Here is an 18912-nt window from a genome sequence, read left to right as displayed (position 1 = left end):
ACCAAAACTACCTATTTTCAGGATAATCTTGCCTTTACACCTAAAAAGTGGTACTGATGGAAAATGAGCTGCAGTAGAGGTCTAAACCTTCTAATTGGACACCAGATCTGGTGTCCAATTTTTATTTTAAAATTTTCAGAATAATGATTGTTTTCGAAAGAAATCTATGTTAATTTATTAAAAACGAAGCGTAGACTTCATAAATTTTAAAAATACAGCATAAACTTCATTTTTGAAGGTGAACCTACATGATATTGAAAGAAACGATAGAAAAAGAGTTTCATAACCTCTCTAAAGGCCAGCAGAAGGCAGCCATGTATTTGCTTGATCATCCAAAGGATTTTGCGGTGAAGTCTGCAGGAGAGATTGGAAAAAGAATAGGGGTTAGTGAGACTACGGTGATTCGGTTTTGCTATTCCATTCATTTATCCGGGTATTCAGAGCTTCAGAAGATGGTTCGCGAGCAGCTTTTGGAAACCAGCAGCACGCTTGGCCAGTATTTTACGAGCAAGATGGAGCTGGCTGAGAAGCCTCAATTTGTTGCGAATGTAATGGAGAAGGATCTCCTGCATATCCGGGAGACGATTCAAAATATCCATGAGGAAGATTTTGATCGAATGGTGGATCGGTTAATCAGAACAGAAAAGGTGTATGTTTCAGGTTTGCGGTCTTCCTTCTCCGCAGCAAGCTGGCTGGCATTTACACTTGGGGTTGTCCGGGGGAATGCAAAGCTGATCCGGCCGGATACGGATGATTTGCTTTTGACCATCAGTGAGATGGACAAGGAATCGGCGTTTATTGCGATTTCATTTGACCGCTATATGAAGGATACGATTAAACTCGCGGAATTGGCGAAAAAGCAGGGAGCTTTTGTGATTGGGATCACAGATTCCAGTCTGGCCCCGATTAAGGAGCATGCGGATTTGCTTTTTAAGATCCATTCATCGGAAAAGTCGACGATTGATGCTGCACCGGCTTTATTTTCATTTTTGAATGCCGTACTTGCGGGTGTGTCGATAAAAGACAGGGACCGATTCCAAAGACGGAAGGAACAATATGAAAAGCTGGAGAGCAATCACTTTTTTATTCAGCCTGGAGGGAAGATGAATTGAGAGAATACGTTGAAGAATTAAAACCGACGATTAATTGTGTGTTTAATCATTTGCATGAAAATCCGGAGATTAGCTGGAAGGAATATCAGACGACAGAGTATTTGAAGACCTTCCTTGAATGCCGGGGCTTTCATGTCCAGGTGTTTGGCGATTGTCCAGGCCTTGTGGTTGAAGTGGGGGAAGGCAGTCCATGTGTGGCGCTTAGGGCCGATATGGATGCGCTTTGGCAGGAGGTGGATGGCAAGTTCCAGGCCAACCATTCCTGCGGCCATGATGCCCATATGAGCATGGGGCTTGGGGCGATGCTGCTGCTTCAAAAAGCAGGCTTTTCTTCAAAAGGGAAACTGAAATTTATTTTTCAGCCGGCAGAGGAAAAGGGGACAGGCGCTTTAAAAATGATTAAAGAGGGTGTCTTGGATGATGTGGATTACTTATATGGTGTCCACCTCAGGCCTATTCAGGAAATTCGCGATGGTGAGGCGTCAGCTGCTATCTGCCATGGTGCTGCCCGATTCCTTGCAGGCGAGATTATAGGGGAAGACGCTCACGGCGCCCGCCCGCATTTAGGGCAGAATGCCATTGAGATTGGCGCATCCTTCGTGAATGAAATTAAAAGCATCCATCTCGATCCGATGGTTCCGTATACAGCGAAGATGACGAAATTTCATGCAGGCAGTGATTCAGGCAATATCATCCCTGGAAAAGCTTCCTTCAGTCTCGATCTGCGGGCACAAACGAATGAAGTGATTGCTGCGCTATCGGAGAAAATCGAGACGATATCTGAATACTTATCGAAATTATATGGCGTGAAGATCACACTAGAGACGAAAGCGGATGTGGCAGCCGCTGAGGTGGAAGAAGAGGCGCAGCAGTTTATGGAGAAAGCGATTGTGGATGTTCTGGGTGCGGATCAATTAAGAGAACCGATTGTCACTTCCGGCGGAGAAGATTTCCATTTTTACACCTTAAAGAAACAAAATATCAAGGCCACGATGCTTGGATTAGACTGTGATTTGCAGCCAGGGCTTCATCACCCGAAGATGACATTTAATCATGATGCCATCTACGCAGGAATGGAAATCCTCGCTCGAACGGTCATGCATACATTGGAGGAACACGGAAAGGGGGAGTAACAATGGTTTTAACCATGGAGTTAAGAGTTCTTAACACTTCAGAAGAATTGAATCTGATACAAAAACTGGAGCTTGAAATTTGGAATATGGCTCCGCTTCCCGTTCATCAAACCATTACAGCTGCCCAAAATGGCGGCCTGCTGCTGGGAGCTTTTATTGAGGATGAACTGATTGGTTTCAGCTACGGGTTTGCCGGATTTCACAAAGGCAAAAGCTATCTCTGCTCCCACATGCTGGGCATACACCCTCATCATCAGGATAAAGGCTTGGGAGCGCTTCTTAAACAAAAGCAAAAAGAGATGGCGTCAGAAATGGGCTATGACTTGATCACCTGGACATTTGATCCGCTGGAAAGCCGCAATGCTTATTTGAACTTAACAAAGCTTAATGCCATTTGCTCTACTTATGTGAAAAATTGCTACGGGGATATGGATGACAGCTTGAATCGTGGCCTTCCGACAGATCGTCTGAAAGTAGAATGGTGGATTAATAGTCCGCATGTAAAGCTGCCGCTGAATGCTAGGGCGGAATCAGCACAGGATCCATTTGAATGGGGCGTGTCTGAGGATGATTTTCCGGTCCTATTAAATACCGAATGGGAAGAAGGAGGGGGACCAGTACTCCTCCCGATTCCTGCGAACTTCCAGTCTATAAAAAACCAGAATGTTGAATTGGCCAGGGATTGGCGCTTTAAAACGCGGGAGATTTTGCAGAGGCTGTTTGCTCAAGGCTATGCAATGACAAGTTTTATAAAAGGAGTCGAAGAACTCGTACATTACTATGTATTGGTCCAAAGAGACAGTCTTGAACTGAACTAACAAGAAAAGGCGGGGGATGGACATGAAAGTGACAGAAATCGTTTTGCGGCATATGAAAATGAGAATGAAAGCTCCTTTTACGACAAGCTTTGGCACGTTCCAGGATAAAGAGTTTCTTTTACTGGAAGCGAAGGATGAAAACGGCTTGAGCGGCTGGGGTGAATCCGTTGCTTTCCATTCACCTTGGTACAATGAAGAAACACTGAAAACGAATTGGCATATGCTTGAAGACTTTATCATTCCGGATTTATTAAATAAGGAAATGAGCCATCCGGATGAAGTGTCCGAAGCCCTTTCCTACATACGCAAAAATAATATGGCGAAGTCAGCTTTTGAAGGGGCTGTCTGGGACTTATATGCGAAGCAAAAAAGCATTCCGCTAGCTAAGGCCTTAGGCGGGACAGTCAATGAAATCGATGTTGGCATCAGCATCGGCATTCAGGATACGGTTGCTGATTTGCTGAAGCTTATTGGATTGCATGTGAATGAAGGCTATAAACGGATTAAAGTCAAAATCAAGCCAGGCTGGGATGTTGAGGTTATGCGGGAAGTACGTAAGCATTTTCCGGATATACAGCTTATGGCGGACGCAAACTCTGCTTATAGACTGGAAGATATTAACCTATTAAAGCAGCTCGATGAGTTCGATCTGATGATGATCGAACAGCCGCTGGCTTCAGATGATATTATCGACCATGCCACACTTCAGAAAGAGCTGCAAACGCCTGTTTGCTTGGATGAAAGCATCCATTCCTATGAAGATGCCAGAAAAGCGATAGAGCTTGGAAGCTGCAAGATTATCAATATCAAAATCGGCCGTGTTGGCGGACTGACAGAGTCCAAGAAAATTCACGATCTCTGCAAGGAAAGAGACATTCCGGTATGGTGCGGCGGCATGCTTGAATCCGGAATTGGCCGCGCACACAATATCGCCTTAACCACTCTATCAAACTTTGTCATGCCAGGGGATACAGCAGCTTCATCCCGCTATTGGGAGAAGGATCTGATTGAACCGGAAGTAACTGTTGAGAATGGAATCATAAGGGTACCAGAAAAACCGGGCCTCGGATATGAGCCGGATCTTGAAACCATTAAGCAGTTTACGGTTATGGAAAAAAGCTATTCCTAAGAGGAGAGAGGATTCTCTCTTTCTCTTTTAGAAATAATTATCGCAAAATTCAAATATTGAAAAGGGGGAAAAATGATGAAAAAGAGTATTCAAATCGCCGGGGCGTTTATTGGCGTCATTGTGGGAGCAGGATTTGCTTCAGGCCAGGAAATATGGCAGTTTTTCACAAGCTTCGGCTGGATGGGAATCATTGGTGCGGTTGTAGCAACCTTCCTGTTTGCGTTTTTGGGAATGAATTTAACACAGCTTGGAAGCCGGCTGCAGACAGACTCTCATAAAGATGTCATCTATCATATTTGCGGCAAATATCTTGGAGTGGCCGTCGATTTCGTCATTACGTTCTTCCTCTTCGGTGTAGCCGTTGTCATGCTTGCAGGATCCGGTTCCATTTTTGAAGAACAGTTCGGCATACCGAGCATGGCCGGGAATATCATCATGGCTGTGTTGGCGATCCTGACGGTTTGCCTGAATATCCAGAAGGTTATTTCTATCATCAGTCTAGTCACTCCTTTCCTGCTATTAATGGTTATCATTATTGGCGGATATGCCTTAAGCACAATGGGCATTGATTTTGGTGAAGTTCAGAAATTGGCGGAAAGCCAAACACCAGCAGCATCAAACTGGTTTATGGGTGCACTTCTTTATGTTTCTTACAATATTGCGGCCGGTGCAGCGATGCTTACGGTAATGGGCGGTACGACGAAAGATGAAAAGCAGGCAGGACTGGGCGGCATTATTGGCGGCGCTGGATTGGGTGTTCTTATTTTACTGATCAATATCGGAATGCTTGTAAAAATGGATGTTATTGGCGGTTCCAGTATGCCGATTCTGTCCCTCGCTAATGAGATTTCGCCATTGTTTGGCATATTAATGTTTGTTGTATTGCTAGGCATGATTTATAACACAGCAGTCGGCATGCTTTATGCTTTTACGGCCCGTGTGGTGAAAAGGGAAAATCCAAAGTTCAATCTTTTTGTGATCTTGTTCGGTGCAGCTGCATTTGGGGCAAGCTTCGTCGGGTTCATCACGTTGGTTGGCACGGTTTATCCGCTAATGGGCTATCTTGGATTTATTTTGATTGCAGCGATTGTTTATGCGTGGTTTAGGGGGAAGAGGAAAGCAGTAGGGATCAAAAGCGAAATTACCGTGGAACAATAATGAAAGAAAGGAATTTTTATTTTAAAAAAATTCAGAAAGCTCAGCGCCCCTCTGAGCTTTTTTTCAAGCTATGAATTCAGGTGTTTGCTGGAAAATTTTTAAAAATATATATAACAATTCTCAATAAAGATTATATTCTCCATTCTCCGGTCCGCTTCCTGAAGATGGAAAGGAAACCCCCATCATCCGCAATGATTCCTTTGCTTGGGACAAGTAGTTTTCTGCCTGGTCTTGCCATCTGATCATTAAACCTATAGCCGTTTTGTATTCAGGAGGTGCATGTTCTTCCATTGTTTTTAATCCTTCACGTACCTTTTTATCCTGATTTTCTGCATTTACCATACAAGCTGCCATGGTAGCAATAATCGTTTGCCGGTCTTCTCCATTCACGAGTCTTTGGGCGCAGCCTGCGGCAGTAACACGATGATACGAAGCTGGCACAAGATGATTATGCATCTCGGCATTTCCTTCAAGATCTTTGGTTGCTGGGATATGGAAAAGTTCGGAGCTCATTGAGCAAACCATCTCTTCAGCAAATAAACTTTGCCGCAATAAAGTTAAAATAGAACCCCAGTTGTTAACACGATAATAATGATAATAATAAGGATTCAATCCAAAACATCTCCTTTTCATGTATATTGGAACCCACCATTATAAGTATTATGAAATGAGGAGTGACATGTCATATTGTTTACTGGAAGGGAATCTGCTAACTTAAAGGGTATTCATTTAATGCTCTTTCAAAATTGGACCAATACCTGCTGAAGCAAATTGTTAAAGTATAGGAAGGGTATTTCAGTGAAAGAAGGAAAATAGTGCATGAGAGTGGAAGATTATAATAGAGAAGTGTTTGGTTCACATGATGTTCCCGGTACTTTATCTGAAGTCACCGTATTGGGATATGGTCATCAATTAATTGAGATCGAAGCAGTTGCTCCATTATCAGAAAAGAATTACAAAAAAAGTAAGGAGGCATAAAACGATGCAATTTATTATTACAGCTTACGATGGAACTGACGATCAAGCCTTGGAGAGAAGATTAAGTGCACGAGAAGAACATTTAAAAGGAGTTGAGAGGAGATTTAAAGCAGGAGAGCATTTGTATGGTGCAGCCATCCTTAATGATGAGGAAAAGATGATCGGCTCAATCATGGTGGTTGATTACCCATCAAGGGCAGAGCTGGATCAATGGCTGAAAGAAGAACCTTATATGAAAGATAATGTTTGGCAGAAAATTGAAGTAGAGCCATGCAGAGTGGCACCTAAGTTTATGGAGCTTTATAAATAATCGGAATAGAGTTTTCAAAAAAAGGAGCTCGTGACTGAGTTCCTTTTTCAGCCTATTCATTTTATGGAGATGCCTGTCGAAGCCGGAAAGAGCTGGAGAGCAGCTTAATTTCTCCTCTTTCTATTAGGACTGCAAGTAAAATTAGATTGTATATTCATATAAATATACATAATCCCTGCGATAATCCCTTCCTCGTTAAACATGTTTACTTTAGGCCTGAGACATCGGAGAAATTCCTGGTCACATCTGCATTTTGATCTCCCGCTTGTCCAGCATTGATCGTGGGATCGGCAGCAAGCATCAACTGCATTCTTAGGTGCACCTGGTCCGCTGCAGCCAGGACCGCACCAATTGTAGCCAGGAAAGAGGCAGCGTGAGGATCTTTTTCTAGTCATGTGAATCCCTCCTTTCTGTCTTTTTAATTATTGATATGTGAAAGTACTGATAGAGGTGTGGTTGCATATCTAGTTCAAGAAGTAAAAGATGATCTATCCTCTTCAAATAGTAGAATTATTGCAGTTAAATTTCCTTTAATGGGGCGGCTGCCCATACCCATTAGGCCTCTGCCGCATATCCTTTACTGTAGAAACATACAGAGGAGGAGTTCTGTTGAATTATCAATATTATCACATGCCAATGCAACAGGAGTATGGCCAGCAAGATGGCATGCTCTTCCATGATCAGAGAATTCGTCCGGGATTTGGATTCGGAAGGCCAGGATTTGGGTTTGGAAGGCCAGGGTTTGGCTTTGGAGGAGCTGGACTAGGCCTGGGATTCTTAGGCGGCCTTGCAACGGGGGCATTGCTCGCCCCAGGACCAGGTTTCGGATACGGCTATCCATACCCTTACCCGCCTTACGCATACCCGCCATATCCTTATTATTATTATTAAGTGAAGAGAGCTTTGCCAAAGCGGCAAGGCTCTTTTTTTTGATACATATATAAAGGTGCACGTCAATGCTATGGAGATTCCAATAGACATTGCCTGCATTTTCTTTTATAAGGGCAGTAACTGTCCCCATTATGATGGCGAAGTGAATCGAAGGCCTTCCTTTCATCGGATGCTGGCTGCAAACATGCTACTAAAGATGGAATTGCAGCCGATGATGGCGTGTCTATCCATTACATGGATCAGGACATAGGAAAAATTGTTAATTCAAGGCCTAGTGCAAAAGCATATCGGGTATATTTTGATCAGGAAGTAAAAGAGGAAGAACTGGAAACAGTCTATCTAGGCTTTAATTGAACAATCAAAAGAATAAAAAGGAGTTAAGGGAAAAGAATCCAAAAAACCGTTAAGATAACGACTCTGGTAAGCTTTTCAAGCATTTGTTCAGCTCCTTCTATTTTGTATACAATTCAATCCTACTGATTTATTATTGAGACACGTTTTCCTGGATGTAAATATATTGTTAAAAGGGGAATTGAACGGAATACGTCTAATAAAAGGAAGGATTTTTATTCGATGGAGATGCAGTTCTTTGTGTGATACAGCGAAGTTTTCAGTTGCCTATTGATAACCTCTCAAATATGGAAGAATTTTTTTTCTAAATCTGGATAATCTAAAGGTGTCAAACTAGCAGGCTGAGGTGAAATTGTTGAAGATCTCGAAGAGGCATTTAATCTTTAATCTATCAATCATCATCATTCCGTGGTTATCGTTGTTGTTCATAGGAAAGCGCAGCATGAAAAATTACTCTGCTGCCGGGTTTTTCATCATCCTTTTTGAAATCTTTAATCATTTGTATGGACACAAGCGAAATTGGTGGAAGTTTTATGATAGGAGAAAATCGTTTTTAAGGGATGAGCTTCCTTTTAGTATTGGCCCTTATATGCCGCTTTCCATGTGGCTGCTGAAATATACTTTTGGAAACTTTAAAAAGTTTGTACTGCTAAATGCGATTGCTGACGGGTTATTTGCTTTCTTTATCATTGATGTCCTAAAGAAGTTTAAAATCATAAGGCTAAATCGGCTAAATCCTATTCAATTTTTTCTATACCTGCATTATAAGGCGTATTTATTATATGGTTTTCAGTATTTGATTGAGAAATCGAGAAAGTTCCGGGTTGAATCGATGAGATAGGCAGATTTGAAGAACTGTTGAGAGTACAAAATTGTACAGAAGAGGAGGGGTGCGATTGCATCCCTTTCCCTATTTAATGAAATGTTCACCTGTGCTGGTCGAAAAGAATTGGATTTCCATCTGGATCTTCAATTGTGAAGCTTGCAGGACCAACGCTTGATTCATCGGCTTCAGTCAATAGTGTTAATCCTTTTTCTTTTAGCTGTTTCTGAAGTTCTCGAATGTCTGTATACGAATCGAGATTTTCTGCGTTTTGATTCCAGCCGGGGTTAAAAGTCAGGATGTTTTTTTCAAACATTCCTTGAAATAAGCCGATGACGCAGCTTTCATTTTTCAAAATCAGCCAGTTCTGAGCAGGATCTCCTCCCAAAGCCTGAAATCCCAGTTTTTCATAAAATTCTTTAGATTTGTTAATGTCTTTTACACTTAAACTGATAGAAAATGCTCCTAATTTCATATGTCCTCCTTCTATTATTCGAAAATTCAGATACAAATTAAGTATAAATAAGTACATACAAAATAACAATATGCGCTAAAAGTTTTTGTGCTTTCCTAGGTTTGTTGGAGAAGTCAAATATGCATATGTACCAAAAAAATATGTGTTTAAATCCTGATTTACACTAGCTTTTTTTCTTGGCGTTCTTTTAGTTTGATATAATTTAGGAAAAGAGGGGGAGTAGAGAGTATGAAGAAAATCTATTTAGACTACAATGCAAGCACACCGCTAGCGCCAGAAGTAATAGATGAAATGAAGCCATTCTTAACTGATTTTTACGGAAATCCTTCCGCCTTGCATTGGGCAGGGAAACCTGTAAAAGAAAAATTGACGTTTGCGAGAAAACAGGTTGCTGACCTTTTGCTCTGTTCACCGGACGAAGTTATTTTTACAAGTGGCGGGAGCGAGGCTAATAATCTGGCATTAAAAGGCTATTATTTTAAAAATAAGGAAAAAGGCATACATATCATCACTTCCACAATTGAGCACCCGGCCATCGTTGAGCCCTTGAATTTTTTGAAGCGATTAGGCGCAGAAATCACAAGGGTGGGTGTAAATGAACATGGCATGGTTTCGCCCATAGAAATTGAAAAGGCCATTCGGGAAGATACCATTCTGATTACCATTATGCATTCCAATAATGAGGTCGGAACCATTCAGCCCATTGAAGAGATCGGGAAAATTGCTAAAAAACACGGGATTGCTTTTCACATTGATGCTTCTCAATCCGCAGGAAAAATCCCCATTGATATCGATCAATTAAATGCAGATATGCTTACCATTGCCGGCCATAAATTGTATGCACCTAAGGGGATTGGTGCCTTATATCTTCGGAAAGGGATTGAGGTCGAGCCGCTCATCCATGGAGCGGGCCATGAATTTGGATTGCGTGCAGGTACAGAGAATACGCTGCTTGCGGCTGGTTTGGGAAAAGCCTGTGCTTTGGCTCTCGAATCTGTTTATGATTCAAGACTTGAAGAGTTAACGAATTATTTTTGGGGACAGTTAAAGGAGGCGTTTGGGAACAGCATTGTTTTGAATGGCCATGAAGAAAAGCGGCTGCCGAATACCTTGAATGTTAGTTTTGTTAATCGAGTTGGACAGGATATTCTATCTTCCATCCCTATGCTTGCTGCCTCGACAGGTTCGGCCTGCCATGCAGGCAAAGTGGAACTGTCCCCTGTCCTGAGAGAAATGGGGGTTCCTGAATCTATCGGAATGGGCGCAATCCGTTTTAGCCTTGGCAGGTTCACGATCAAGGAAGAGCTTGATCAAGTTGTTTTTTGGCTGAAAGAGCAAGTATGACCTGCAATTGCTAATTGATGGAATCAACAGGCATGACATCCGAAATTTGCAGGATTTCTTCTGCAAAAATGCAATACAGATCTGTTGCGCCGTTTTCAAGTTTCATATGTTGAATAAAAGCCATCGAAACCCTCGTTCATTAAAAATTTTGCTTAAACGCAGCATTTGTTTCTTCTTTATTTAAAAGGATGGCCTTATCTTTCCAGGTAAGGTTTCTTTTTTGCTCCTGCATAATCTATATGGTGTATAGATATTGAATTAAGCATCGGTATTTATGTGACAAGTGCAGCAAAGAAAGCTTTTTTCATAATATCAGAATTTAGATCTCTTTGAACTTAGATAACTGTTTAGCTCCAGGCGCCCTGCGCTTGTCTTTAGTACATTGACGTTTGTCTGCTGATTTCAAGCTAATTCCGTGTAAAATACAATCTTACCTACTATACTAAAAGGGAGATTATTGTATGGGAGGAAATAGATCATGCATATTGAAATGTGGACTGACTTTGCTTGACCATTTTGCTATATTGGCAAAAGGCATCTGGAGGATGCCATTAAACAGATTGACCATCCAATTGAAGTGACCTATCGCTGTTTCGAGCTCGACCCAACAGCAGACCGTGATATTAAAGATAATATGTACGAGAAATTATCTAAAAAGTATGGAATGAGTATTGAACAGGCAAAAGCGAATACTCGAAACATGGTCCAAATGGCTGGGAATGCCGGGCTGGAATTTAACTTGGATACGGTCATTTTGACCAACACCTTTGACGCGCACCGCCTGACGATGTTTGCGAAAACAAAAGGGTTAATGAAAGAAATGACGGAAAGGCTTTTGCGTGCGTATTTCACAGATTCCAAACATATTGGAGACTATGAAACCTTAACCGAGCTGGCGGCGGAAGTTGGACTTGACCGGGAAGAAGTAGAAAAACTGCTTGCAAGTGATGATATGGCGGACGCTGTCCGTGCTGATGAACAAGCAGCGCAGCAGTACCGCATCACAGGTGTGCCTTTCTTCTTAATCAATAAAAAGTACGCGCTAAATGGGGCGCAGCCAACTGAAATGTTTGTCAAAGCATTGCAGAAAGTAATTGCAGAAGATGAAGTTACAGTCTTAAATAACCAGGACGGTGTAATTTGCGATGAAAACGGCTGTGAGATTCCGAAAAAGTAGCAGGTGTTTTTGAAAATAAATGAACTAGTCTGCGTTTACCTTTTTACGAAGCTATGGCAGGCTAGTTTTTTAATTTTGCAGATGAACCTGCTTTTCAGGCAAAAAGATAAATTGCTAGAAAGATTTAATTGGCCGGTAAATCTAATAGTAGGCCGGTAAATCATCAAATTTGGCCGGTAAATTCCCGGTTTTGGCCGGTAAATACATGCATTCGGCCGGAAAAATCTATTTTTAAGCGGTGGACATGAGAAGGGCAGCTGAAAACTTGTCATTTGGCCGTTAAACCTGATCGTTTGGCCGAGAAATCATCGGTTTTGGTCGTTAAACTGCCTAATTTATCCGATAAAATTACGATTTTGACCGATAAATGAAAGATTGCTTAAGCTGAAATGATTGGTTTAGCTGTATTTCGCTTAATCTTGGCAGTCAGCAGTCAATTTCGCTGGCAAGATGCACCTAAGTGCCGAATGATCTGCCCCATTTTTTCGTTTGCAAAGTATTTTAAAGCTGCCTGCCGCAATGTGACGGAAACCTCCCTGGAACGGAACAAGTGACAAGGGCCTGCTGTCAGACTATAGGCAGCACTGATTGTACTTGTCTATATTAAATAAACGAAAGAGCATGCCGGGCATGCTCTTCCTTTCCTATTCTTTAATCCACTTGGTTACTGGCTGGAAAGGCTTCCGTTTTCCTTCTGGCAATGCTTTTTTAGGGTAGCCGAAATACAGGAATCCCAGGACTTCCCCTTTTTCGGACAAACCGAAGAATTCCTTCATCAGCGGGGCGTATGTCGGCTTTCCGGTTCGCCAAAATCCTGCGAGGCCAAGGCTGTGGGCAGTCAGCAGCATGTTTTGAATGCACGCAAATCCTGCGCCGTATTCTTCCAGCTCGATGGCTTTAGGGTTGTCGCTCGGTTCAACTCCTACTGCGATCACGACCGGTGCCCGAAACGGCTTCTCCATGACCTTCTGCAATTTTTGCGGATCGGTTTCCCCATTCTTTTTCGCAATTTTACAAAGGACTTCTCCAAGCTTTTTCCTGCCATCCCCCATGAGGACAAAAAATCGCCATGGTTCTGTACGATAATGGCTTGGCGCCCATGATCCCGCTTCTAAAATTTGCTCAATAACGGAATTGGGTACGGATTCATCTTTTACAAGCCCAAAGCTGCGCCTTGATTTAATGGCTTCTAGTACATCCATACAATTTCCTCCTTTTTAGATCGTTCGTATTCACGGGAGACTTTTACTTCGTTCTTTCGATCAAACAGCAGACGGTCTAAATCTTCCTGAATGAAAGTCACGGTAGGCCTGTTTGATTTCTTCCATTGTATTCATGACAAACGGTCCGTATGGCATAATTTCTTCTTTAAATGTTGTGCCAGAATAGACCAGCACTTTTGAACGTCTGCTGTTTGCCTTTATCATGAATTCACTGGTATGACTCTCGCCATCATCCTTATAGGTTAATGTGGCAACACCATGTTTCTTTAAATTCACCCCATTGGCGCAAAATCCATATTGCCGGAGAGGACATATAGAAAGGCGTTGTGCGTTTCCTCTTTTCCATGCAAATGGGCCTTAGAATAATATATTTCAGCATAAATATCATTTATATAATTAGATAGTTGATATGACAACTATCGGTATTTAAAAACATAAGAACTCACTTATATTAGAGCATATTTGCATAAAAAATTCAATGTTCCTCACTTTGTGGATAAATTCCGGTTTTTACAAGATTGGCAAAGCTTGCGGAGAGATGAATGTGAGAGCATTTTAATAACATTAAGAGTGCCCCTTGCTGTTTCATTTTTTATCGGTAAGGGACTCAACAAATAGATCGGTAAACAAAGTACATTCCTTGCGCATAGGCATATGATGTCTATAGAAAACAGCGAAAGGAATGACCAGTTTGTCTTATAATCCATATGCGTATTCCTATCCTTTTTACCCGCACGGGAATTCACAGGTGTATTACTCAAATATGTTAAGAAGCAATCAGGATCAGTTCCAGCAGGTATGTGATGCCATTCTTCGTGGTATAAATAGAGAAGCCACTGCACAGGAGCTGTATAGGCAGTTAGCAGATCTTGCGCCAAATCTGGAGCATAAAAGCTATATTCATTATGCCATGGACGGAAAGAAAGCCCATTTAACACAATTAAGCAATCTTTATTACAGTCTGACAGGCACGCAGCCAGAGTATCAAATTGACCACGTATCCATTCTGAATTACCGGGAAGGGCTGCAGAAGGCTTACAAAACGGAACTGGAAGGGTACCAGGAGTATCAGCAAAGCGCCATGCTTACACAAATGCCTGAAATTCGAAATGTTTTCCGCTGGGCTCAATCAAGCGAACAGCAAAATGCCCATCGATTAGTTTCCTTAAATAACAGGATTACGGATTTTGGCCCGCAGCCGTTTGTCATCGACATTGAGGAAGCTACGACGAAAAACAGCACGTTCCGGACAGCCTTATGGACTGGGCAGCATTTGCAGCTCACGTTAATGAGCATCGGGGTGGGAGAGGATATCGGCTTGGAAATTCACCCTGATTTGGATCAGTTCCTGCGTTTGGAACAAGGGGAAGGCATTGTTCGGATGGGCGACAGCAAAGCCCGTTTAGATTTTGAAAGAAAAGTTTCTGATGATTTTGCGATTATCATCCCTGCCGGCAAATGGCATAATCTCATTAATACTGGCAATGAACCGCTAAAACTCTACTCGATCTATGCACCCCCGCAGCATCCGTTCGGTACCGTTCATCAAACAAAAGCAGATGCACTGGCTGCTGAAGAAGAGCACCATTAACCAATTGGATGAGGCAATGATGGGCACGGATCTGTCACTTTTCCTCATCTTTTTTCGTTTTTTGCTTAGTTATTTTATTTTGGATCGTATTAGCTTTGATAAAAGCGAATATATGTTCTATAATGAAGAAAAAACAATTTTTGAGGTGTGACATGAAGGTAATTATCGAGACAGTTCTTAATATTGAGGGGTGCAGGGGCATGAGACGAGGCGAGTTTTACGTTCGGGATCAAGATTTTAGGGCTGATGCTGATTTTGCCGTCAGCATCGTTGCATATGAATGGATTCAGCAGCAGCTGAACGAGACTGGCCACAGGGAAACCGTTATTGAAAAGGTGACCTGGAATGAACAAAACAATATTACGGATCTGGTCAAGAAAATTCAGCCGGTGATCAAGGATGATCTGCCTTTTTGATTTTATTTACATAATTTTGAAACTATTATGGAGGTGATTCGTAGGTTTAAATAGAAAGGAGTGTAGGTGTGAAGAAATTATTTACCCTTCTAATTGCTTCTTCTTTGCTTATTCTTTCCATTACCGGCTGTACAAAATCGAATTTATAATCATTGAAAAAGGGGTGGGGCAAATGAAAGCAAACTTAAAGTTTGCTTGGATCGTTTCCTGGTTTGCACTTGTGGGGCAGCTGCTATTCTTTATTGGTGTATCCCTCTATACCGGAGATTGGCGATATGCGATGTGGAGTTTTATGGTCAGTCTGCTAGCAGGAGTTCCAAGTATGATCAACACCTGGCAGGCACAGAAAAAGGCAAATGTTAATAAAACCTAAATAAATGTGCCAGAAAGACGCTCAGAGTGAAACCTCTGAGTTTTTTGCTGTTTTCTAGGTTTAGTTTAGGAACTCTTCCTTTTAGAAATTTTACAGAGAAACGTATAAATTCTTCTTTAATTGGGCACTACTCGAAGTACCACGAATTTTTAAGAGGTGCTTCGTTGAAAAAGGAAAACAAAAATTTATTTGTAGCGGGTTTTATTCTTGGCTTGGGGCTAGTCGGGGCAATTGATGGGATCTTATTTCATCAGCTGCTGCAATGGCACCATATGATACTTAGCCCGAATCTAAAGCTTGAGATTTTTACGGATGGCTTATTTACGGCTTTATTTTCAGCAAAGCTGATTTGGGGCGCGATGAAAATTTTTACAGATGCCCGGCAAAATGAACTTGGAGACAGCTGGAAAATCTTTATTGGCGGTATTTTCATAGGCGGCGGCACTTTCAATCTCGTTGAGGGGATTGTTGACCATCATATCCTGCAAGTCCATCGCGTGAGAGCGATGGCTGAGAATCCTTTGGCGTACGATTTGGCATTTTTAGCAATTGGCCTGGCGCTTGTGATCATTGGTTTGATGATCAAGCGGATGGAAAAAGCGGCATAAGGAGGCTTTTAAGTGGAAAAATTCAAGAGTTTTTTAAGTTTCCTTGTCCTCTTTTTAGGGTTCTTCTTTTATTATACAAGTCAAAATCCGCATAAGGACCATTTACCTGCTGGTGCGTCCAATATGCACAGCGGACATGGGATAGTTGAAATGGCAGAAGGATATGAAGTGCCGAGTGTGAACATTCGTGTGACTCTAGACCCCTCCGGCACATGGCTTTTGAAAGTGGAGACGCAACAATTTTCTTTTGCGCCGGAAAAAGCGGGTGAGATGGAACCCAGCTTTAACGAAGGCCATGCCCATTTATACATAAATGGGGAAAAGGTCACTCGTTTATACGGAGAGTATTATCATTTGGACTCCTTAAAAAAAGGAAAGAATGAAATAAAAGTAACACTCAATTCGAACAATCACGGAGTATTAACGTACAAAGGGAAACCGATTCAATCTGGGATGATTGTGAAAGTAGACTGAATAGGTGCTTGCAGCAGCGTTTCTTTTTTTCATTAAAATCTATCGAATTTTCTAATTCATTAACTTCTAGGATAGAAAAAACCGACTTTACCTTTATTGTAAATGGGCATAAGGATAGGAATGGATACCCAATGGTGAACTGTTTAAAACCTCTAAAGAAAGCGGGGCCATGAAGGTCTTTAGGGAGAACTGCTTTTTACATTAAAAATGCCTTTATACAAAAGTTCAGAGAAACCCTTCTCTGAACTTTTATTTTGTTGATATTTAAATAAATGGAAGGATTATAAAAAAAGATCAACAAGCAATAGGTAAATTCCTTATTTTACAAAGTTTTTGATTAAAACTCTGTCCGATTGGAATTTCAGAAATATGATAGTAGTAAGGGGGTGACATTATGATGGGCTCCAAGAAAGGCGGATGCACGAGTCCGATGGAATCTAAAAAAACTGGCTGTGATGGTTGTGCATGCAGCATCTTAAATCGTGCTGATAGAGGCGATCAGTTTTACCTATTGCTTGCTGGAACTAAAGAATTCTTGCATTTAGATTCAGCTAATCTGAGTCTTGGTACTGTATTTACCTTTAAATATTTTAATCGTGAAACTTGCTGTGCACACTTTACTTTTGATATGCAAGTGCCAATAGGTGTTCAAGTTCCACAGCCAGCAGCACAGGATTTTATAGTAGATTGCCGCTGTATTTGTGCACTTTCACCAATCGATGTGCCTCGCTAATCCATTTTAGGCCTTTAATAGGGCCTTTTTTTTCGTGGTCAAATCTCTGTCATGATGGCGGTGAAATCGCTGTAATTGCTATTATTCAATTATGAGATAACGCAGTCCATTAAAAAAGGGATTGTGTTTTTTTATGGAAAAGATATATTGTACTATTTTTATAAAAGGTACGGGTGAACAAAATGCTAAAAAGCCTTACTATTCAATTGTTTAATAAGGAAAGAATAATACGAGTTTACTTGCCAGGATGTTACGAAGGAAGCACTAAGAGATACCCGGTCTTATATATGCATGACGGCCAAAATGTTTTCGGCCTTGAAGAGGCGGTTGGCGGGGAATCCCTGGGAATGCATACATCCATATTAAGAATGTGATAAAATGAAAAGAAAAAGAGGTGACTATTAATGAATACCATCACCCCACATGAATTAAAGGAAAAAATTAAAAATGAAAAGGTCTTTGTCCTTGATGTCAGGGCTGAGGAAAAGTATCTCAACGAACATATTCAAGACGCCAATATTCAAAGCGTGAACATACCAAAAACCGATATTTTTAGCCTGGAAGAACAGAATGCGGATGAACTTCTTTCCGCTTTGCCTGCTGACAAAGAGATCATTATTACCTGTACAACCGGAAACTCAGCAAGAAAATGTGCGTCTATCCTCGCTGAAAAAGACTATCATGTTACCTTGCTTGAAGGAGGTTTGACTGCATGGAAGGAAAATACATTAACTAAGTAACCATATTTTTATACATAACAGAAGGGGCCCAAATAAGGCCCTATTTTTATAGAATTAAGGTGGCCATGAAATGAGAAAACCGATTATAACCGTTCTGGGAAGTTTAAATATGGATTTAGTTACCGTGACAGAGAGGGTACCCACTCAAGGTGAAACGCTCACAGGCCAATCTTTTTCTACTTTTCCAGGAGGCAAAGGGGCTAATCAGGCAGTAGCTGCAGCAAGGTTGGGTGCTGATGTTTTTATGGTTGGGAAGGTAGGGAATGATACTTTTGGAAAACAGCTAAAGGAATTGTTGAGGAAAGAAGGAATTCAAGAGGGAAAAGTGGAGATTACAGAGGGGAAAGAAACGGGAATTGCCTCGATAACGATTTCCGGAAATGACAATCGCATTATTGTCGTACCGGGAGCAAATCATGAAGTAACTCCCGAGTGGGTGATGAGGCACGAAGCTCAAATCAAAGAAAGTGATCTTCTTCTGCTGCAGCTGGAAATCCCCATCGAGTCCGTTATGAAAGCAGCAGAAATTGCGCACCAGCACAAAATACCGATTGTACTGAACCCAGCTCCCTATCAAAAGCTGTCATTGAGATTAATTGAAATGGTTTCATTTTTAACTCCCAATGAGGGCGAATTTAAGCAGCTTTTATCCGAATCAGGCACTGAAGAGGAACAGGAGCTGCTTGCTGCAAAAAGTATCATAACAAAAGGGGAAGAGGGAGTTGAATATCTGGAAGATCGCCAAAAGATAACGATTCCAGCTTTTCCTGTGCAGGCAGTGGATACAACTGGAGCGGGAGATACCTTCAATGGTGCCTTTGCTGTGTCATATGCAAAAACCAAACATGTAAAAGAATCTTTAACATATGCAAACCTGGCCGCAGGGCTTTCAGTCACCAAGATGGGAGCGCAAACGGGAATGCCGAATGCTGGCGAAATGGATGCAGCAATGAGGAAAGCAGAAGGTCAAAGGGATTAACGCAGAAAAATGCTTGGTATGCAGTTTTAATCAAGGAGATTACCGACGAAAATGTAGCATTATCAGTCAAAAAGAT

General features: G+C 41.6%; 25 protein-coding genes and 1 pseudogene. 21 read left to right on the top strand and 5 right to left on the bottom strand.

The genetic code is table 11. The features are described from left to right. Positions 1 to 248 precede the first annotated feature (248 nt). From NCCP133_RS11630 to NCCP133_RS11610, 5 genes are all read left to right on the top strand, one after another. On the top strand, positions 249 to 1112 hold the full coding sequence (locus NCCP133_RS11630; protein ID WP_264805146.1) for a MurR/RpiR family transcriptional regulator: 864 nt from the start codon (positions 249 to 251) through the stop codon (positions 1110 to 1112). Then, on the top strand, positions 1109 to 2245 hold the full coding sequence (locus NCCP133_RS11625; protein WP_264805145.1) for a M20 peptidase aminoacylase family protein: 1137 nt from the start codon (positions 1109 to 1111) through the stop codon (positions 2243 to 2245). Before NCCP133_RS11630 ends, NCCP133_RS11625 begins: the two co-directional genes overlap by 4 nt. A 2-nt stretch (positions 2246 to 2247) precedes the next feature. Beyond that, positions 2248 to 3063, top strand: coding sequence for a GNAT family N-acetyltransferase (locus NCCP133_RS11620; RefSeq protein ID WP_264805144.1), 816 nt, complete (start codon positions 2248 to 2250; stop codon positions 3061 to 3063). A gap of 22 nt (positions 3064 to 3085) precedes the next feature. Then, complete coding sequence (gene menC / locus NCCP133_RS11615; RefSeq protein WP_264805142.1) at positions 3086 to 4192, top strand: o-succinylbenzoate synthase; 1107 nt, start codon at positions 3086 to 3088, stop codon at positions 4190 to 4192. Positions 4193 to 4267: 75 nt separating this feature from the next. Further along, on the top strand, positions 4268 to 5350 hold the full coding sequence (locus NCCP133_RS11610) for a YkvI family membrane protein (protein WP_264805141.1): 1083 nt from the start codon (positions 4268 to 4270) through the stop codon (positions 5348 to 5350). Positions 5351 to 5470: 120 nt separating this feature from the next. Here the strand turns inward: NCCP133_RS11610 and NCCP133_RS11605 are convergent, their stop codons facing one another. Then, positions 5471 to 5962, bottom strand: a complete 492-nt coding sequence (locus tag NCCP133_RS11605; protein WP_264805140.1) for a hypothetical protein — start codon at positions 5960 to 5962, stop codon at positions 5471 to 5473. Between the two features lie 207 nt (positions 5963 to 6169). Here NCCP133_RS11605 and NCCP133_RS11600 point away from each other — a divergent pair, with 207 nt between their 5' ends. Then, complete coding sequence (locus NCCP133_RS11600; protein WP_264805139.1) at positions 6170 to 6328, top strand: hypothetical protein; 159 nt, start codon at positions 6170 to 6172, stop codon at positions 6326 to 6328. A gap of 4 nt (positions 6329 to 6332) precedes the next feature. Continuing rightward, positions 6333 to 6638, top strand: coding sequence for a YciI family protein (locus tag NCCP133_RS11595; protein ID WP_264805138.1), 306 nt, complete (start codon positions 6333 to 6335; stop codon positions 6636 to 6638). A 311-nt stretch (positions 6639 to 6949) separates the two neighbouring features. Here NCCP133_RS11595 and NCCP133_RS21935 read toward each other — a convergent pair. Then, a pseudogene (locus tag NCCP133_RS21935) lies at positions 6950 to 7033 on the bottom strand (phospholipase); the annotation flags it as partial. Between the two features lie 214 nt (positions 7034 to 7247). Between NCCP133_RS21935 and NCCP133_RS11585 the strand changes: the two are divergent. The 3 genes from NCCP133_RS11585 to NCCP133_RS11575 all read left to right on the top strand — a co-directional run bounded on the left by NCCP133_RS11585 (position 7248) and on the right by NCCP133_RS11575 (position 8721). After that, entirely contained in the window at positions 7248 to 7529 is a 282-nt protein-coding gene (locus NCCP133_RS11585; protein WP_264805136.1) for a hypothetical protein, read from the top strand. Positions 7530 to 7599: 70 nt separating this feature from the next. Next, positions 7600 to 7779, top strand: a complete 180-nt coding sequence (locus tag NCCP133_RS11580) for a hypothetical protein (protein WP_264805135.1) — start codon at positions 7600 to 7602, stop codon at positions 7777 to 7779. 543 nt (positions 7780 to 8322) lie between these two features. Continuing rightward, complete coding sequence (locus tag NCCP133_RS11575) at positions 8323 to 8721, top strand: hypothetical protein (RefSeq protein WP_264805134.1); 399 nt, start codon at positions 8323 to 8325, stop codon at positions 8719 to 8721. Between the two features lie 85 nt (positions 8722 to 8806). On the opposite strand, the gene NCCP133_RS11570 is transcribed toward NCCP133_RS11575, so the two are convergent. Next, positions 8807 to 9178, bottom strand: coding sequence for a VOC family protein (locus NCCP133_RS11570; protein ID WP_264805132.1), 372 nt, complete (start codon positions 9176 to 9178; stop codon positions 8807 to 8809). 228 nt (positions 9179 to 9406) lie between these two features. On the opposite strand from NCCP133_RS11570, the gene NCCP133_RS11565 reads away from it, so the two are divergent. Continuing rightward, entirely contained in the window at positions 9407 to 10522 is a 1116-nt protein-coding gene (locus tag NCCP133_RS11565) for a cysteine desulfurase family protein (RefSeq protein WP_264805131.1), read from the top strand. Positions 10523 to 11045: 523 nt separating this feature from the next. Then, on the top strand, positions 11046 to 11699 hold the full coding sequence (locus tag NCCP133_RS11560; RefSeq protein WP_264805193.1) for a DsbA family oxidoreductase: 654 nt from the start codon (positions 11046 to 11048) through the stop codon (positions 11697 to 11699). A gap of 644 nt (positions 11700 to 12343) precedes the next feature. Here the strand turns inward: NCCP133_RS11560 and NCCP133_RS11555 are convergent. Both NCCP133_RS11555 and NCCP133_RS11550 read right to left on the bottom strand, forming a co-directional pair. After that, the gene (locus NCCP133_RS11555) at positions 12344 to 12901 is read right to left on the bottom strand and encodes a nitroreductase family protein (protein ID WP_264805130.1); all 558 of its coding nucleotides are present in this window, start codon (positions 12899 to 12901) and stop codon (positions 12344 to 12346) included. A 60-nt stretch (positions 12902 to 12961) separates the two neighbouring features. Continuing rightward, positions 12962 to 13198 carry a pirin-like C-terminal cupin domain-containing protein gene (locus NCCP133_RS11550; RefSeq protein WP_264805129.1) on the bottom strand — a complete coding sequence of 79 codons (237 nt, stop codon included), beginning with the start codon at positions 13196 to 13198 and terminating at the stop codon, positions 12962 to 12964. A 487-nt stretch (positions 13199 to 13685) separates the two neighbouring features. Here NCCP133_RS11550 and NCCP133_RS11545 point away from each other — a divergent pair, with 487 nt between their 5' ends. From NCCP133_RS11545 to rbsK, 9 genes are all read left to right on the top strand, one after another. After that, positions 13686 to 14513 carry a cupin domain-containing protein gene (locus NCCP133_RS11545; RefSeq protein WP_264805128.1) on the top strand — a complete coding sequence of 276 codons (828 nt, stop codon included), beginning with the start codon at positions 13686 to 13688 and terminating at the stop codon, positions 14511 to 14513. A gap of 152 nt (positions 14514 to 14665) precedes the next feature. After that, positions 14666 to 14929, top strand: coding sequence for a hypothetical protein (locus NCCP133_RS11540; RefSeq protein WP_264805127.1), 264 nt, complete (start codon positions 14666 to 14668; stop codon positions 14927 to 14929). Positions 14930 to 15101: 172 nt separating this feature from the next. Continuing rightward, on the top strand, positions 15102 to 15302 hold the full coding sequence (locus NCCP133_RS11535; RefSeq protein WP_264805126.1) for a hypothetical protein: 201 nt from the start codon (positions 15102 to 15104) through the stop codon (positions 15300 to 15302). Between the two features lie 164 nt (positions 15303 to 15466). Further along, positions 15467 to 15910 carry a DUF2243 domain-containing protein gene (locus NCCP133_RS11530; protein WP_264805125.1) on the top strand — a complete coding sequence of 148 codons (444 nt, stop codon included), beginning with the start codon at positions 15467 to 15469 and terminating at the stop codon, positions 15908 to 15910. 12 nt (positions 15911 to 15922) lie between these two features. After that, entirely contained in the window at positions 15923 to 16384 is a 462-nt protein-coding gene (locus NCCP133_RS11525) for a hypothetical protein (protein ID WP_264805124.1), read from the top strand. 394 nt (positions 16385 to 16778) lie between these two features. Beyond that, the gene (locus tag NCCP133_RS11520; RefSeq protein ID WP_264805123.1) at positions 16779 to 17117 is read left to right on the top strand and encodes a hypothetical protein; all 339 of its coding nucleotides are present in this window, start codon (positions 16779 to 16781) and stop codon (positions 17115 to 17117) included. Positions 17118 to 17299: 182 nt separating this feature from the next. Then, positions 17300 to 17491 (top strand): alpha/beta hydrolase-fold protein, encoded by a 192-nt coding sequence (locus NCCP133_RS21970; protein ID WP_442874258.1) that lies wholly within the window; start codon positions 17300 to 17302, stop codon positions 17489 to 17491. Between the two features lie 30 nt (positions 17492 to 17521). Next, positions 17522 to 17857: a rhodanese-like domain-containing protein gene (locus NCCP133_RS11515; RefSeq protein ID WP_264805122.1), complete on the top strand. Its 336-nt coding sequence runs from the start codon at positions 17522 to 17524 to the stop codon at positions 17855 to 17857. 70 nt (positions 17858 to 17927) lie between these two features. Continuing rightward, positions 17928 to 18836, top strand: coding sequence for a ribokinase (gene rbsK / locus NCCP133_RS11510; protein WP_264805121.1), 909 nt, complete (start codon positions 17928 to 17930; stop codon positions 18834 to 18836). The last annotated feature ends 76 nt before the right edge of the window (positions 18837 to 18912 follow it).

Source organism: Cytobacillus sp. NCCP-133, assembly GCF_026011715.1.
Classification (GTDB): domain Bacteria; phylum Bacillota; class Bacilli; order Bacillales; family Cytobacillaceae; genus Cytobacillus.
This window is presented reverse-complemented; position numbering and strand designations above follow the sequence as displayed.